The organism is Vreelandella songnenensis (assembly GCF_003002925.1).
Classification (GTDB): Bacteria; Pseudomonadota; Gammaproteobacteria; order Pseudomonadales; family Halomonadaceae; genus Vreelandella; species Vreelandella songnenensis.
Genome location: NZ_PVTK01000005.1, coordinates 255,779 through 271,565 on the forward strand (window position 1 = coordinate 255,779; position 15,787 = coordinate 271,565).

A 15,787-nucleotide genomic window follows, 5' to 3' on the forward strand; every position below is an offset into this window, starting at 1 on the left:
CTTAGTGACGGTGCTCAAGCCCTCCCTCTGACAGCTCAAATACCCATACCAGCAGCTCAGCCACCACCTGATAAAGGCGCGGTGGTATTTCAGTGTCTAAATCTAACTGCATTAAAAGCGCTACGATCTCAGGCGCATCATGCACATAAATTCCCTGACGTTGAGCTTCGGCCATAATACGTTCGGCAAGCTCCCCGTAGCCTTTTGCGACTACACGCGGCGCGCGCTCATTCTCCCGATAGGCCAGTGCTACAGCCTGACGGCGGCGCTCATCGGGCAAGGTCATTGTCATGCTCCTGCGGTATATACCGCGCACGTACTTGAACCCTTTCCAGATCCAGCGCATTCAAACGCCGCTCCAACGTGGACATGCCTTTTTCAAGATATTGATGAGTGACGCTATCGGCCGTTGTCAGATCGATACTCAACACCGCTCGATAAAACCACAAAGAGACACTAAATGCTCCCACGCTGGGCACTTCCAGACGAATGTCGGATCGCCAGCCCTCCTCGCTTTCGCTGCTTTCCTGCTGATCTTCCTGACCTTTTTCACGATTTGGCAGCTGAATTACCAGCGCCATAAAAATGCCCGCCCAGACGTCTCCTTCCCAGCGAATGGTCGGTGTTACCAGCATGTCCAGCTGCTGGCGCACCAGACCCTGCAGGCTTTCATGCACAATTTCACGATGCCCATGGGTTTTCAGGCTAGCCATATCGCGCTCGGCGGCCGCATCACGCGAGGCGAAAAAACCTCCCGCTTCACTATTTACAGGGGCAGCGCCACCTGCCTGGGCAGGGCCTGTGGTAGGCGCTCCTGAAACAACCACGGCGGGTCTGGCAGCAGGCACATAAAGCATGCTGCTGCCCGGCAGGATCAGCCGGTTATCTGCAGACTCGGCGGCTACACCACTTTGAAACGGCACGCCAGTTGATGAGGCACCTGGTAAAAGGGGCATCGCAACAGGCGGCATCAAGGGGCGCGGGCCCGGCTGCATCTGCGGCTCGCGCAGAAGCTGCTGGCGCGACATGTCGCCCTGAAACCAGCGCTTCAAGTGTGCTTCGTAAAACAGCCCGCTATCACGCACGCTGGCTTCTAGCCGTTCAGCCACCACGCCCGCCGCTGGAGGTGCCTGGTTGATCATAAGCGGCGCTGCCGGGCGAATGACCGCTGCCGGTGCGGGAAAGCGCAGCAGTACATCGGCAATAGTGCGTGCCGCCGCACTGAAGTGGGTTTGCGTCGATCCAGTAGATGGAGCTGACACCTCCCCACGCGCCAGTGGGCGCTCGCCATCCAGCAAGCCGGGCATGCGCCGCAGATCATTTAGCGCGCCAGGCGCGGCACGACCATCCAGGCTTGAATCCCCCTGAACAGGGCGCAGCCCCTCACCAGGTAACACCGGTTTGACCTGTTCGCCAAGCGCACGCTGTAGCGAAAGCTCTCCCTGCCGCCCCAACACCTGGTGCATCAACGTATCGATGAGCGGCGTGATTCCGCTCACGTGGCGGCCTCATCGTCGCCATCGCTATCCGCGCCCTGCTGGGGCGCATAAGCGCGATGCAGATCACGCTGACGCTGGGATACACCAATCAGCTTGCCCAGTTCATCTCGCCTTGCCACCAAGCGACGGCGAATCTCTGCATCGTATTCCAGAATGTCCTCAAGCAGGGCTGCCTTGCGCTGCCTGCCTGCTTCATCAAGAAGCACCGTGCTGTCGAGCCCACGCAGTCTTTCCACCAGCATGACGTAATGGGTACGCTGCTTGATCAGGTCTTCCCACTGCTCGGCGTTGACCAGCTCATGCATTTGAGTCACGTGAACCAGCAATGCTTCATACGCATCTATCAATACTTTTTGCGTATCATTGTGGGCATTTACGGAAGCTGCCATTGTCGCCTCATGCGCTCTGCTGTTGGCCGATTTCACGCCATGCGGAGGCGATATTTTCAAGCAACTGCTCTGCCTGGTTTAAACTCTCTTCATCGTTGCGCAGGTTGGCGGTCAGCAGCAGGCGAGCAATATAGTCGTATAAAGAGGCTAGTCGCTCCGCAATCTCCCCTCCCTTCTCCTGGTCAAGCGCCGCGGCAAGGCCGTTATTGACAATATCCAGTGCCTTGGAAATGGCCTTGCCTTTCTCCCCGGTATTGCCACCCTGCATGTGGATACGCGCCGCACGAATGGCCGTTTGCGCACCCTCAAACAACATCGCAATCAGCTTGTGCGGATCAGCTGACATGACGCCGCTTTCTACGCCAACGCGGGCATAAGCATTCGCGCCCCGTCCGTAGGCAGCACTGCCGCGAGAGTATGTCATTCGCTAAAGCTCCTTATGTGTGGCGGCGGTCGATGAAAAGGTTGAGGGCCGCCACTTGCTTCATTACTTAATACGAGCATACAGTGCTCGGCTATAGATCATATCGGCCCTGCCCCACCAGACTTTAGCGGACAAGCCGACTTTTCTTTACAAGATCGCGATTACTCACGACCCGCCGTATCAGGTTGAAACCGCTATTTCCTGTACTGGCTTACCTAGCCGATCATGTACGTCGCCGTTCACTACATTGCCAAGCGTATCGCGCATGGGCGGCTCGGCTTGCTGGGTCAGCGCCACTTCAGCAGGCGCACCCGATTCATCCAGGCGGATTACCCAGCCCAGCTGGTCACTGGAAAAACGCACCAGAGACCCCACCGGCAACATCTTGAAGTGCTCGATATAGCGCTTTATCCAACGCGAATCGAACTGATGGGCGTGATTCAACAAGTGGCGATAGACTTGCTGGGTCGTTCTGGCCGGCCGGTCAGTACGATCACGCCGCATCGCTTCCACTACATCAACGACCGCGCTGGCCTTGGCAAGTTCGTTAATATCCTCACCGCTCAGCCCATCGGGATAGCCACTGCCGTCCAGGCGCTCGTTGATGCCCCCAACAACTGCCTGAACGATAGTGATCGATAGCCACTGGCAATGCTGCAGACGCCCAATCAGCAGAGAAACATGCTCACTCATTGCCTGACGGTGTGTCGCCTCGAAATTTGGCGCTCTAAAGACCACATGCGGGATCAGGGCTTTACCCAGGTCGTGAATCAGGCCACTTGCCACAATGGCCTTGCGCGCCTCGCGAGGCATACTGGCGCCCACCAGATCCAGCAAGTGAACCGCCACGCCAATACCATGGCGCACCAGCAGAGGCTCAAGCGACATGCAACGCGACGCAAACAGCAGCGCTTCGCGGTCTTCCTCATGAAGGGCCAGCACGCGATCAGCGTTACGCGACAGTCGCCGGGCATCGATATCGCTACCCTGCTGCAGCAGCAGCAGCTGAGCGTCCAGGTAGGCGGCCACCTTGACGAGCCGGCGCGCCATGGGCGTGGCATAACGCTTGATATCACGCCGCCCTACACGTTCTGCATCAATACGTTTTTGGGGCTGCTCAAACAGGGGTGAAGACTGGCGATCTTCCGCGTCGCCCTTCTTGTAGCGAGCCGCTTCGCGTTCTATTTCGCACACGAAATACCACACCTGACGCTCTTGCTCGGCGGTAAACCCGGCAAACTGAAAGCCTACGCGCAGCAGATGTCTTTCCGGATCTATTTTTTGATGCCGCGCAGTACCATAACCCTCGAAGTAAGTGCCATCGGGGAAACTCAAGGCAAGCTTCAAAGGCCCTTCCGTTTCAGCCAGTACGCCGCTGGCAGTGAGCGGCAGCTCTAACTGACAGCCTTCTTGTGATATATCGCGCAACTCGCCTATAACCGTATCGCCCAGCACGCCGTACACGCTAGCCGCAACGGTCATCCCCATGCGCAGTTCCGCACGGAAAGATTCGCGCCGCTGCAGCACGTCAACGGTGGTTGGGTAGTCACTGCAGCACAAGAAACGCCCGCCCGAACGACGTGCCTCGGCAAGGTTGAGAAGCGGTGTACGAACGACTTTATTCTGGGCTTGGCCAAGCAGGTAGAAGGCCTCGCCCCCCTGCAGGCGCCCCATGAGATAATCGACGGATGACAGATCCATCACGAGCGACTCTCCCGGATGCTGCTCCATCAAGACGATCGGCTCTGCGCTAGCCCCAGGTGCCGCCATGCAAAGCGACACGCCCCCGCTTTCAATCATGGTATTCAGCAGTGACTCAATCATTGCCATGTTGGCAACCGTTTCGTATCCATCTTGCTGCGCTAGCATGTTCGCCTCGCTTTAGCGACTGCGTTAATCGAAACTACCGTTTACAACTTGTCACAAAGAGGCGAAGCATATCAGATGCGCTGCAGCAATCGCAGATGCCTGAGAGCACACTTTCTCCTGCTTTAATGAAATCGCCATAGCGCATCGGCTGCCCGATCAAGCCATTGGCGTTTGCATTATCTGCATATATAAAGTTTACGGCGCATCGGCCGATGGTATGGGTGAAGCTCAATAAAATTATGCAGGGCTTGCGCTTCAGCTAATCAAGGAAAGTAACCGGACGTTAATATTAGCGCTTATCTTTGCGAGGAATGGCTCTCATGACATCACCACTAACGGATATGATAACAACGCTATCAAGCGCTTCATCACGCAACCCGACGCCACAACAGCGGCTGGACAGCACGTTGACCCAGCTCTCGATTATGGACAGTTCCAGCACTCAGCAAGGCTCTACCGCCGAGTCGATAAGCAAAGGCGAACTGGTTGAGCCGCTTCAGCGGATCAATGCCGCCATGCGACCGCGCGGCCTTGAATTCGAGATGAGCGAACAGTCGTCACGCATCATTACGCGTGTGATTGATCGAGAGTCTGGCGAGATAATTCGCCAGATCCCTGCTGAAGAAGTAGTTCAGATTGCCAAGCGTCTGGAAGAAGTGCAGGGGAGCCTGATCTCACTCGAAGCTTAAAGCACAAAAGCGAGCGTTAAATGAACGCATAGTAAAAGTGCGCTTCTCTTGGCGCTCTCTGCCAATATTGAACCTGACGGGGTTATACCTGCATATTCATGACATCACGGTAGGCAGTCACCAGGCGGTTGCGCACCTGAAGTCCCATCTGAAAGGCAACGCTCGCTTTTTGCATATCCACCATGACGTCGTTAAGCTCAATATTGGGCTCTCCAGCCTGGAAGGCCATCGCCTTGGTATCCGCGGTTTTCTGAAGGCGGTTGATGCGCTGGATAGAGGCCTGCAGCTCGCTGCCAAAACTGCCCTGCCCCACTGCCGTTGAGACATGCGCACCCTTTAAAGGCTGCGCCGCTGCCTGTGTGGCCAGCCCCTGCATCTGCTGAAGCGCTGACTGTATTGCCGGTGTACTCATACGCATGCCTCATCGGCTGGAAAATAAATAATGAGCGAAGCCTAACACTACTGACTTATTCCTCATACGAACAAATAAGTACTAAAAGCCAACCTTTTCGTTCATTTATGCTCGACACACCTCAGGATAATGGCGCCCATCACAATTCCGCTCTTTTGTTTTGCGGATAACCGCGATTGACGGATACAGCCTATGCCTTCTTTGGTGATGCGCCTGGGCCGACACCTGTTTTGCTTACCCCTTTGGAGGGACGCATGAGCGAAGCAGGTGCAACGGCAGGCCGTCAAAATAGTACGACACAAAACGCTTCTTCCAGCGGCTCCACCAACAGCACATCAAACAGCCAATCTGCGGTCGAACGCATGCTGAAACAGCTGCGCAGCAATCCGCTGATCATGCTGTTGTTTGCCGCTGCGGCGTCTATTGCCGTTGTGGCTGCGCTGTTCATGTGGGCAAGCAGCCCGGATTATCGCGTGCTTTACAGCAACCTGAGTGAAGCAGATGGTGGGCGCATCATTGCCGAGCTTGATAGCCGCGCAGTGCCCTATCAGTTCAGCGAAGGCGGCCAGGCACTGCTCGTGCCCAGCAACCAGGTCCATACCCTGCGGCTTCAACTTGCCGAGCAGGGCCTTCCGCGTGGAGGCAATCTGGGCCTCGAGCTGATGGACACCCAGGCATTCGGCATCAGCCAGTTTGCCGAGCAGGTGAATTTTCAACGCGGTCTGGAAGGCGAACTTGCCCGCTCCATCGAGTCCCTGGGGCCCGTCGAGCGGGTACGCGTACATCTTTCACTGGCCAAGCCCTCGGTATTCATTCGCGACCGCGAGCCTGCCAAGGCCTCTGTCATCCTTACCCTGTTGCCAGGCCGGCCACTGGGTGAAGGGCAGGTAAACGCCATTGTCCACATGGTGGCTGGCAGCGTTCCTGAGCTGGCTGCCGACAATGTCACCGTCGTGGATCAAAACGGTCGACTGCTGTCTGCCGACACCACGAAAGGTTCTGACCTGGACGGCTCCCAGCTTGCGTATATTGCCGAGGTGGAGCGCTCCTACCAGCAGCGCATCGAACATATCCTGACGCCTATTCTGGGCAGCACCAATGTACGTGCCCAGGTCGCGGCACAGATCGACTTTTCACGCCGCGAGCAGACCTCAGAGCGTTACGGGCCGAACCAGCCGCCCAATGAGGCCGCGGTACGCAGCCGTCAACTCAGCCTGTCGTTTGACGGCGATGATCCGCTGGCAAGCGGAATTCCCGGTGCGCTGAGCAATACGCCCCCTGGCACTGCGCCCTCGCCGATCAATCAGGCCGATGGTGAAGGTGAAGACGGTGAGGAAGACGCGCCAGCCGATGCCCTGCGCAGCCTGCGCCAGGAAGACGTGGTCAACTACGAAGTCGATCGCAGCGTTGAGCATGTCCAGCACCGGCTGGGGCAGGTTCAGCGGCTATCTGCCGCCGTGGTGGTCAACTACCGTGACGTTGCCAATGATGAAGGCGAGATTGAGCGCGTTGCTCTGACCGACGACGAAGTGGCCCAGATCGAGCGTCTGGTCCAGCAGGCGATCGGCTTTTCTCAAGTGCGCGGTGACCAGATCGAAGTCGTGAATTCACCCTTCGCCGATACCCGCGAAGAGTTTGAAGAAACCGTGTGGTGGAAGGATCCGGAAATCCGGGCCATGGCCAGTACGCTGGGCCGCTATCTGCTGGTGGCGATTGCCGCACTGCTGCTGTATCTGCTGATACTGCGGCCCTTGATCAAGCGCTATACGCAAACGCCGGTGACCGTCCCGACGGCCATGCCTGGCCGCACACTGACCGCCAGTGTCGGCGGCGAAGGTGATGAGGACGAGAACGAAGACGAAGCCTTGGACGAGGAAGACGACACCTACAGCGGCAAGCCCAAACGGCGGCGCAAGACATCGCTTTATGAGCACAACCTTAATGACCTGCGCGAAATGGCTCAAGAAGACCCCCGCATGGTCGCCATGATCATTCGCAGCTGGATGAACGCCAATGAGTAGTGCAACGATGGATATGAGCGGCGCTCGCAAGAGTGCCATTCTACTGCTCGCCCTTGATGAAGACAGCGCGGCTGAGATCTTCAAGTACCTGAGCGCCAGTGAAGTACAAGAGATCAGCATGGAGATGGCCAAGCTCAACCAGATCTCTCATGAAGACATGAAAGCGGTTCTGGAAGCCTTCCATCGTGAAACCGAAGAGTTTGTCGCGCTCAACCTCAACTCCAGCGAGCATATCCGTTCGGTGCTTACCAAGGCACTGGGCAGCGAGCGGGCGACAAGCCTGATCGAAGATATCCTGGAAACCACCGGTGGCAACTCGGGTATCGATGCACTCAACCTCATGGAAGCCTCCATGGTGGCCGAGCTGATCCGCGACGAGCACCCGCAGATCATTGCCACGATTCTGGTTCACCTGGAGCGCCATCAGGCCGCGGATATCCTGGAGCTGTTCGAAGAGAAGCTGCGTAACGATGTTGTTTTGCGTATCGCTACCTTCAGCGGCGTTCAGCCAGCGGCACTCCAGGAGCTGACCGAGGTACTGACCAGCATGCTGGATGGCCAGAACCTCAAGCGCAGCAAGATGGGCGGCGTGAGAACCGCAGCCGAAATTCTCAACCTGATGAACTCTTCCCAGGAAGAGACGGCCATCGAAACCGTTCGGGCTCACAGCGAAGACCTCGCCCAGAAGATCATCGACGAGATGTTCCTCTTCGAGAATCTGCTCGACCTGGACAACCGTGCCATCCAGATGGTGCTGCAGGAAGTCGAGACCAACTCGCTGGTCATCGCCCTCAAGGGTGCCCAGGACGCGCTGGTCGACAAGTTCCTGCGCAACATGTCCCAGCGCGCCGCCGACCTTGTGCGCGAAGACATGGAAGCGCGCGGACCGATACGCGTTTCCCAGGTCGAAACCGAGCAGAAAACTATTCTGCAGGTAGTACGCCGCCTGGCAGACTCCGGCGAAATCGTGCTGGCCGGCGGGGATGACGAGTATGTCTAACCCCTCGACGCCCGAGTTCGATCGTCATGGCAGCTGGAAGCGCTGGCAGATGGACGAGCTTGGCACCCCCCACCGAGACGATGGACGAACGTTCAGCAGCGAACCGACGGCGCATCAGCGAAAAGTGCTGGCCGCTCAGAAGGCCGCCGAGCAGGCGCATCAACGCGAGCAGCAGGAGCGTCAGGCGATCTATGACCAGCTTCGTCAGGAAGCGGAAGAGAAAGGCTATCAGGCTGGTCTTGAAAAAGGGCATGCCGAGGGTGTTATAAAAGGTCTGGAAGAGGGTCGCGCCCAGGCGCACGATGAACTAGAAAACCAGATTCGCCACACTATTACGCCTCTGGAGGCACTGGCAAAGCAGTTTGCGGATGCGCTGGATCGCATCGATGACACCATTGCCCATGATCTTGTCGAATTGGCCCTGGCCACCGGCAGGCAGCTTGCCGGTGACGCGTTACAGCAAAAACCCGAGCAGGTGCTCACCATCGTGCGTGAGCTTCTGCATACCGAGCCGCCCCTGGTAGGCCAGCAGCGTCTATGGCTAAACACCGAGGATCATGCCGTCGTCGAACAGCACCTAGGCACAGAGCTCAGCGCCGCTGGCTGGAAACTTCAGCCTGACGATCAGCTGGCCCGCGGCGGCTGCCGGGTGACCAGTGCTCAAGGCGAGCTGGATGCAACGTTTGAAACCCGCTGGCAGGCCATTGAATCCCAGGCCCGCAAGCGTCATTCATCCAATTCTGCGTCTTCGTAAATGAGCAGCCCATGAGCGACTCGACCTGCCCACATCAACACCGCTGGCGTAAAGCCGTACGCCGCACCACGCAGCGCGTCAGCCAGTTGCCGCCCCACCGGAGCAGCGGCCGGGTGACGCGCGCTACCGGCATGGTCATTGAGGTGGTGGGGCTGCGTGTGGCTGTAGGCAGTGCTTGCCGAATAGAGCTACCGGGCCCGGATGGCCGCCTGGCCGATAGCGACAAACATGCCGAAGCGGAAGTGGTGGGATTTGCCGGCGACAAGCTCTTCCTGATGCCTTTGGAAGAGATTTCCGGCCTGATGCCCGGCGCCCGGGTATCGCCGTTGGGCGATGGTAGTGGTCATAGCGCACGACGCTTTCCCATCGGGGATGAGCTTCTCGGGCGCGTGCTGGATGGCAACGGAAAACCGTTGGATGATCGTGAAGGCATCGATGATGTTCCTCACGCTACACTTAGCTCAGCGCCACTCAACCCGCTTTCCAGAGCGCCGATAGAAGACCAGATTGATGTGGGAATCCGCGCGATCAACGCCCTATTAAGCGTAGGTCGAGGCCAGCGGATGGGATTATTTGCAGGCTCCGGGGTAGGTAAATCGGTACTGCTGGGCATGATGGCCCGCTATACCCAGGCCGATGTTATCGTCGTGGGCTTGATCGGTGAGCGTGGCCGAGAAGTGCAGGATTTCATTGATCATATCCTGGGTCCGGAAGGCCGTCGGCGCTCGGTGGTCGTGGCAGCACCGGCCGACACCTCACCGCTTCAGCGGCTGCAAGGGGCGGCTTACGCCACGCGCCTTGCGGAAGGGTTCCGCGATGCGGGCAGAAATGTACTGTTGATCATGGATTCGTTGACACGCTACGCCATGGCCCAGCGGGAAATCGCTCTGGCGATCGGCGAGCCGCCGGCCACCAAGGGCTATCCGCCTTCGGTATTTGCCAAACTGCCGGGCCTTGTGGAACGTGCCGGCAATGCTGAACGCGGCGGCGGATCGATTACCGCGTTTTACACTGTCCTGACCGAAGGCGATGACCAGCAGGACCCTATTGCAGATTCTGCCCGGGCAATTCTGGATGGTCATATCGTGCTGTCACGTAACCTGGCCGAGGCAGGGCACTATCCGGCGATCGATATCGAAGCGTCCATCAGCCGGGCCATGACCGCTATTGCCACACCGGAGCAGTTGCAGGAAGCGCGCGTTTTCAAGCAAATGTTTTCCCGCTACCAACGCAACCGCGACCTGATTAGCGTTGGAGCTTACAGCCCCGGGCATGACCCCAGGCTTGATGAAGCAGTGAATCTCTTTCCTGCACTGGAGCGTTTTCTTCAACAGAACATTGATGAGCGGGCAACGCTTGAAGAATCACACCAAGCACTGCACGCCGTGGTGGGAGGCCGAACATGAGTCATTCACAGCTTGAAATGCTAACGGGCATGGCCAAGGATGCCCGCGACCAGGCAGGTAAACTGCTCGCTCATGAGCGTCAGACCGAGCAGCAGACCGCTGCTCAGCTGCAGTCGCTCAGTCAGTACCGTGCAGAATATGCCGAGCGCTTGCAAAAGGCGATGCGCGAAGGTATCGACCCTGCCACCATGTATAACTATCAGCAGTTCTTAGCCTCGCTTGACGCAGCCCTTAGCCGCGCCCGGCAAGCGCTTATCGCCCAACAGCAGCGAGTTCAGAAAAGCCAGCAGCACTGGCAGCAGGAGCAGCGCAAGCTATCTTCCTACGATACCTTGGCCACGCGCCGACTATCGGAAGAGCACCGCCGTCTTGAGCGCTCTGAGCAGAAAACCAATGATGATCTGGTGACAGGCCGCCTGGCCCGCCAGCGCAACGAGACGCCGCACTAACGGCGCCCGAGGAATAGTATATGAACATACAGCTATTGCTTTCAGGGGTACAAAGTCAGGATGCTTCCTCCGGCAGGCCAGCTTTGACCGGCGCGCTGGAGTCCTCACAGACCCTTTTCCGTCAGGCGCTATCTCAGGCGGCCAACGCGCCTTCGCGTCTTTCCCAATCAGCTGGCAGTGATGCCGGTGAGGCCTCCGCAACTGCCTTGCTGGATACCTTGCAGAGCCTTGGATTTGACCTGAGTGAAGCCGAGCTTTCCTCGCTGCTGAGCCAGCTTTCGCTCGCCGTTGAGGAAACGGCGCCGTCACAGCCGGGGCTTGATACTTTCAACGGCGAAGCGACTACGTCGCTTGAAGAGATCGCTGAGCGTCTCAAGCTGATGGCCTCCTTCTCCGAGACTTCTGCCCCGGCATCACCGGTGCCCGCGCCTACCCTGGAAAGCATCGCTCGCCAGCTGGACCTTGACGATGCAGAGACCGCCAATCTTCTTGCCACGCTTCAAGCACTGATTGATCCCCGCCAGCCTTCCGCGACTGGCGCCGTCAACTCCCTCCCGCTGACAAAAAATGAAGCGGCGCAAGTTAGCAGTACACTGAATGCCTTGATGGCTCCGCTTACGATGGATAATAGCAAGCAGATCGCTTCACTGGCGGAGTCTGCTCGCCAAGCGCCCGCTACGCAGCCCTCAGCGGCCCAGTGGCGTGGCGATGATGCGAGTTGGGATACTGTCTATTCAAGAGCCTCCTACTCTGCCTCTGCAAATGTCCTTAATGCATCAACACCTTTATTCACTACCCAGGAAGTAGCGGCGCAGCTGGCAGCCCTGGCGGCGCCCTCTCAACCTGGTAGCGACGCGCTGGATGATCTTATGCCTTCGCGTATCGGGCAAATGGCTGGCAGCCTTCAGCCGCCGGTATCTTCAAGCCCTACAGGTACAGCGCCGCCTGCTTTCATTAGTGCCCCTGTTACCAGCCCAGCGTGGCCATCTCAGCTGGGGCAGCAATTGGTGCAGTTTTCCCAGCGCGGCGGTGACCAGCAGGTTCAGATGCAGCTGCATCCAGCGGAGCTTGGCCCGCTTTCCATCACACTGAAAATAACCGAGCAGGGCACCCAGGCACACTTCTTGTCGGCCCATGCCCAAGTTCGTCAGGTGATTGAGCAGGCCATACCGCAGCTTCGGGAAACGCTGGCCGAACAGGGCATCTCATTAGGAGAGACTTCCGTGGGCGAGCAGCAAAATCCCAGGGAGCGGTCCTCTTCTCAACAGGGCAAGGGCGCCGTTGCTGACGCTGGCAATAGTGACAGCACGCCGCCGGGGGACAACAGTGCAGGCACGTTAACGCCCGATAATAATACGTTAACGCTAGATGGCCGGGTCGATCTTTACGCCTGATCATCCGCGCACTGATTGAAACCAACAAGCTGTCCATGCGTAAAAACAGCTAAACCAAAAGATAGGCTTGCCAAGCGAGCCTGTTCATTTCATCACCCGCTGCCACATTAGGCATAATGCTTGATAAGTAGCAGGTAGTGACTATTGAAACGGAAAAGTACATGGCTGAAAAAAAAAGCGGTGGATCTAAAAAACTGCTCTGGATAATGGTAGTGCTGGTACTGCTCTCCACAATAGGTGCTGCAGCGGCCATTTATATGGTACTGGGTCAGCGTGATGGGCAAGGCGTTGACGGTGAGAATACAAAACCTCTAGTACGCGAAACACCGGTCTTTACACGTATCGAGCCCTTTACGGTCAATCTTAACGATGACCGCTATGGCTCGCGCCTGCTGTACACCGGCATTACGCTGCGTGTTGGTAATGAAGAGAGCAAGGCGATTATCGAAGAGCATATGCCCCAGGTGCGTAGCCGCCTGCTGATCCTGCTTTCGGGAAAACAGGCAAGCGAGCTTACCTCGGTCGAGGGCAAGGAGCAGCTGGCACAGGCAATTATCAGCCGCCTTAGCGTACCTCTGGCGGAAAATCAGCCGCCGTTAGATTTGCGCGAAGTGCTGTTTACCGAATTTATTGTGCAATAACCCGGGAACTGGAGCCGTTCATGTCGCAGGACGATCTACTGTCCCAGGAAGAAATCGATGCCTTGCTGAAAGGGGTCAGCGGTGACGATGAGCCGTCGGCGTCTTCGGCACAGTCGAAAGATGAAGCGCGCATTCGTCCGTATGATCCTTCAACACAGCACCGGGTTATTCGCGAACGTCTGCATGCGCTGGATTTCATCAACGAGCGCTTTGCCCGCTATTTTCGTAACGGCCTGTTCAACCTGATCAGGCGCAGCGCGGATATTACGGTCGAGTCGGTACGCTACCAGAGCTTCAGTGAGTTCTCGCGTAACGTGCCGGTGCCCACCAACCTGAACCTTGTGTCGATGAAGCCGCTACGCGGCTCGGCGCTGGTGGTGTTTCCACCCAACCTGGTATTCATGGTGGTGGATAACCTGTTCGGCGGGGATGGTCGTTTTGTTACCAAGTCAGACGGCCGCGAATTTACCAATACTGAGCAGCGCATCATTCATAGGCTGTTGAATCTGGCGATCGACGCCTACCAGGAAGCCTGGAAGGTCGTATACCCGCTGGATGTCAATTTCATGCGTTCAGAGGTGCAGTCCAAGTTCGCCAACATCACCAGTTCGCCAAATGAAATAGTGGTCAACACCAAATTCAATATCGAAGTGGGCAACCTTTCCAGCAACTTCCAGATCTGCATGCCTTACGCCATGATCGAGCCGCTGCGGGATTTGCTTGCCAACCCTATCAACGATAGTAATCATGATCATGACGGCACCTGGTCGCGACGCATGGCAAGCGAGCTGCGCCAATCAGAAGTCGAGCTTGTGGCCGAGTTTGCTCAGATCTCAAGCCGCATTGCACACGTGATGGGGCTGAAGCAGGGCGACGTACTGCCACTGGATATCCCCAATACCATTACGGCCCGTGTTGACGGTGTCCCGGTCATGGAGTGCGAATATGGCAGCCAGCGCCAGCAGCGTGCGCTGCGCGTACTCCGCATGATCGACCATGCTGCTATGAACAACGTATCGTCAAAGGACTTCATTGAAGGTTCGACGCGACAGAAAGCCAAGGAATCCAAAGCATGACTGATCCTAACAAACCCGATCAAAATGTCTCCGGTGACGATTGGGCGGACGCCATGTCTGAACAGGAAGACCCCTCAGCCGCTAGCACGGCCAATGAGGAAGACCCCTGGGCAGCCGCGATGGCTGAACAGGAAGCGGCCGAAGAGGACGACCCGTGGGCGGCTGCCATGGCTGAACAGGGGGCTTCTGAAGAAGAGCCGGCGCCGGCCGAGCCTGCTCCGGTAGCAAAGGCCGCAAGTGATGAAATATTCAGACCGCTGAGCCCGGGCAATGCCAACGAGCAAGCCCGCGATCTCGAAATGATCATGGATATTCCGGTAAAGCTGACCGTGGAGCTTGGCCGCACCAAACTGACGATCAAGCAGCTACTTGAGCTTGCTCAGGGATCGGTCATCGAGCTTGAAGGATTGGCCGGTGAACCCATGGATATTCTGATCAACGGCTATCTGATCGCCCAAGGCGAGGTAGTGGTCATTGAAGACAAGTATGGTATCCGTATTACGGAAATCATTACCCCTTCTGAGCGCATTCACAAGCTTAACCGATGAGTGTCGCGCCGCCGCCGCATCAAAACAACGCTATCGACGCACTGGGTAGTGGCAGCGATGCCTTTATCGGCATGGCCATGCTGGGCAAGACCGCCGCGGCGTTGGCTTTCGTTATTGCGCTTATCCTGCTTTTTACGGCGCTACTGAAACGCTGGCAGAACCTGCGCCCCTATCAGGGCGCTCATCTGCGCGTTATTACCAGTACAGCGGTAGGTAGTCGGGAGCGCGTGGTGGTTGTCGAAATAGAAGATACGTGGCTGGTTCTGGGCGTCAGCGGAGGACGTATTACCAAGCTCCACGAACGTCCGGCGCCCGAAGATCGACCGCTTGAGGCCGATACGAGCACGACATCTGATGCACCACGCTTTTCACAACGGCTTGCCCAGGCGCTGGCAAAAAACCGGCGCAAGACCACCGACAGCGACCCACCTCAGACCCCATGAGACACAGGATGCATTTTTCTCGGCCCCTTTGGCGCTTGCTGCTCGGCATTGCGATTGCACTTGGCATACTGATGACCCCCGCCTACGCTCAGCAGCTGCCAGGTATTATTTCCCAACCCATGGAAGATGGCGGCCAGCAGTGGTCTCTCTCCCTTCAAACACTGCTGTTTTTAAGCTCTCTGGCCTTTTTGCCCGCGATGCTTTTGATGATGACCAGCTTTACACGGATCATCATTGTGTTAAGCCTGCTGCGCACGGCTATGGGCACTCAATCGACGCCGCCCAACCAGGTCTTGCTGGGCATTGCACTGTTTTTAACCTTTTTCATCATGTCGCCCGTCATCGCCCAGGTGTATGACACTGCCTGGCAGCCGTTATCGAACGAGACCATCAATTTCGAGGAATTCCTGCAACTTGCTCAGTTGCCGTTTCGTGAATTCATGTTGGCTCAAACCCGCGAGCCCGACATTGCCCTGTTTGTTCGTCTGGCCGATGTAGGCCCAATGCAAGGCCCGGAGGAGCTGCCCATGCGCGTGCTGCTGCCGGCGTTTGTCACCAGCGAGCTCAAGACGGCTTTTCAGATCGGCTTTACGGTCTTCATTCCTTTTCTGATTATCGACCTGGTCGTGGCGAGCACGCTCATGGCGTTGGGTATGATGATGGTACCGCCGGTCACTATTTCGCTGCCCTTCAAGTTGATGCTTTTTATCCTGGTGGATGGCTGGCAACTGATCATTGGTTCGCTGGCCGAAAGCTTTTACACAATCTAGGAG

18 protein-coding genes are annotated in these 15,787 nt (G+C 57.2%); 12 read left to right on the top strand and 6 right to left on the bottom strand.

The features are described from left to right. Nucleotide 1 precedes the first annotated feature (1 nt). From B0H98_RS10615 to B0H98_RS10635, 5 genes are all read right to left on the bottom strand, one after another. Entirely contained in the window at nucleotides 2–286 is a 285-nt protein-coding gene (locus B0H98_RS10615; protein WP_106375027.1) for an EscU/YscU/HrcU family type III secretion system export apparatus switch protein, read from the bottom strand. Beyond that, nucleotides 270–1,499, bottom strand: a complete 1,230-nt coding sequence (locus tag B0H98_RS10620) for a flagellar hook-length control protein FliK (RefSeq protein ID WP_106375028.1) — start codon at nucleotides 1,497–1,499, stop codon at nucleotides 270–272. The genes B0H98_RS10615 and B0H98_RS10620 overlap by 17 nt, the downstream gene beginning before the upstream one ends. After that, the gene (locus B0H98_RS10625) at nucleotides 1,496–1,888 is read right to left on the bottom strand and encodes a flagellar protein FliT (protein ID WP_106375029.1); all 393 of its coding nucleotides are present in this window, start codon (nucleotides 1,886–1,888) and stop codon (nucleotides 1,496–1,498) included. The genes B0H98_RS10620 and B0H98_RS10625 overlap by 4 nt, the downstream gene beginning before the upstream one ends. A 7-nt stretch (nucleotides 1,889–1,895) precedes the next feature. Further along, nucleotides 1,896–2,312, bottom strand: a complete 417-nt coding sequence (gene fliS, locus B0H98_RS10630) for a flagellar export chaperone FliS (protein ID WP_106375030.1) — start codon at nucleotides 2,310–2,312, stop codon at nucleotides 1,896–1,898. A 180-nt stretch (nucleotides 2,313–2,492) separates the two neighbouring features. Next, complete coding sequence (locus B0H98_RS10635) at nucleotides 2,493–4,181, bottom strand: HD domain-containing phosphohydrolase (protein WP_106375031.1); 1,689 nt, start codon at nucleotides 4,179–4,181, stop codon at nucleotides 2,493–2,495. A 320-nt stretch (nucleotides 4,182–4,501) separates the two neighbouring features. On the opposite strand from B0H98_RS10635, the gene B0H98_RS10640 reads away from it, so the two are divergent. Next, complete coding sequence (locus tag B0H98_RS10640; protein WP_106375032.1) at nucleotides 4,502–4,870, top strand: flagellar protein FlaG; 369 nt, start codon at nucleotides 4,502–4,504, stop codon at nucleotides 4,868–4,870. An 82-nt stretch (nucleotides 4,871–4,952) separates the two neighbouring features. Here B0H98_RS10640 and fliE read toward each other — a convergent pair whose 3' ends face one another. Continuing rightward, nucleotides 4,953–5,282, bottom strand: coding sequence for a flagellar hook-basal body complex protein FliE (fliE, locus tag B0H98_RS10645; RefSeq protein ID WP_106375033.1), 330 nt, complete (start codon nucleotides 5,280–5,282; stop codon nucleotides 4,953–4,955). Between the two features lie 254 nt (nucleotides 5,283–5,536). On the opposite strand from fliE, the gene fliF reads away from it, so the two are divergent. The 11 genes from fliF (at nucleotide 5,537) to fliP (ending at nucleotide 15,784) form a co-directional block, all read left to right on the top strand. Continuing rightward, nucleotides 5,537–7,303 (top strand): flagellar basal-body MS-ring/collar protein FliF, encoded by a 1,767-nt coding sequence (fliF, locus tag B0H98_RS10650; RefSeq protein WP_106375034.1) that lies wholly within the window; start codon nucleotides 5,537–5,539, stop codon nucleotides 7,301–7,303. Continuing rightward, nucleotides 7,296–8,303 carry a flagellar motor switch protein FliG gene (fliG, locus tag B0H98_RS10655; protein WP_106375035.1) on the top strand — a complete coding sequence of 336 codons (1,008 nt, stop codon included), beginning with the start codon at nucleotides 7,296–7,298 and terminating at the stop codon, nucleotides 8,301–8,303. Before fliF ends, fliG begins: the two co-directional genes overlap by 8 nt. After that, nucleotides 8,296–9,057 (top strand): flagellar assembly protein FliH, encoded by a 762-nt coding sequence (locus tag B0H98_RS10660; protein ID WP_106375036.1) that lies wholly within the window; start codon nucleotides 8,296–8,298, stop codon nucleotides 9,055–9,057. The genes fliG and B0H98_RS10660 overlap by 8 nt, the downstream gene beginning before the upstream one ends. Before the next feature lie 11 nt (nucleotides 9,058–9,068). Beyond that, a complete protein-coding gene (fliI, locus tag B0H98_RS10665) occupies nucleotides 9,069–10,463 on the top strand; it encodes a flagellar protein export ATPase FliI (protein WP_106375037.1) in 1,395 nt (464 codons plus the stop codon). Next, a complete protein-coding gene (gene fliJ / locus B0H98_RS10670) occupies nucleotides 10,460–10,912 on the top strand; it encodes a flagellar export protein FliJ (RefSeq protein ID WP_106375038.1) in 453 nt (150 codons plus the stop codon). Before fliI ends, fliJ begins: the two co-directional genes overlap by 4 nt. A 20-nt stretch (nucleotides 10,913–10,932) precedes the next feature. Next, a complete protein-coding gene (locus tag B0H98_RS10675) occupies nucleotides 10,933–12,306 on the top strand; it encodes a flagellar hook-length control protein FliK (protein ID WP_106375039.1) in 1,374 nt (457 codons plus the stop codon). A 161-nt stretch (nucleotides 12,307–12,467) separates the two neighbouring features. Then, nucleotides 12,468–12,947 (top strand): flagellar basal body-associated protein FliL, encoded by a 480-nt coding sequence (gene fliL / locus B0H98_RS10680; protein ID WP_106375040.1) that lies wholly within the window; start codon nucleotides 12,468–12,470, stop codon nucleotides 12,945–12,947. Between the two features lie 20 nt (nucleotides 12,948–12,967). Then, complete coding sequence (fliM, locus tag B0H98_RS10685) at nucleotides 12,968–14,023, top strand: flagellar motor switch protein FliM (protein WP_106375041.1); 1,056 nt, start codon at nucleotides 12,968–12,970, stop codon at nucleotides 14,021–14,023. Further along, complete coding sequence (fliN, locus tag B0H98_RS10690; protein ID WP_106375042.1) at nucleotides 14,020–14,571, top strand: flagellar motor switch protein FliN; 552 nt, start codon at nucleotides 14,020–14,022, stop codon at nucleotides 14,569–14,571. Before fliM ends, fliN begins: the two co-directional genes overlap by 4 nt. Next, nucleotides 14,568–15,014, top strand: coding sequence for a flagellar biosynthetic protein FliO (gene fliO / locus B0H98_RS10695; protein ID WP_106375043.1), 447 nt, complete (start codon nucleotides 14,568–14,570; stop codon nucleotides 15,012–15,014). The genes fliN and fliO overlap by 4 nt, the downstream gene beginning before the upstream one ends. Before the next feature lie 8 nt (nucleotides 15,015–15,022). After that, nucleotides 15,023–15,784, top strand: a complete 762-nt coding sequence (gene fliP, locus B0H98_RS10700) for a flagellar type III secretion system pore protein FliP (protein ID WP_106375044.1) — start codon at nucleotides 15,023–15,025, stop codon at nucleotides 15,782–15,784. The last annotated feature ends 3 nt before the right edge of the window (nucleotides 15,785–15,787 follow it).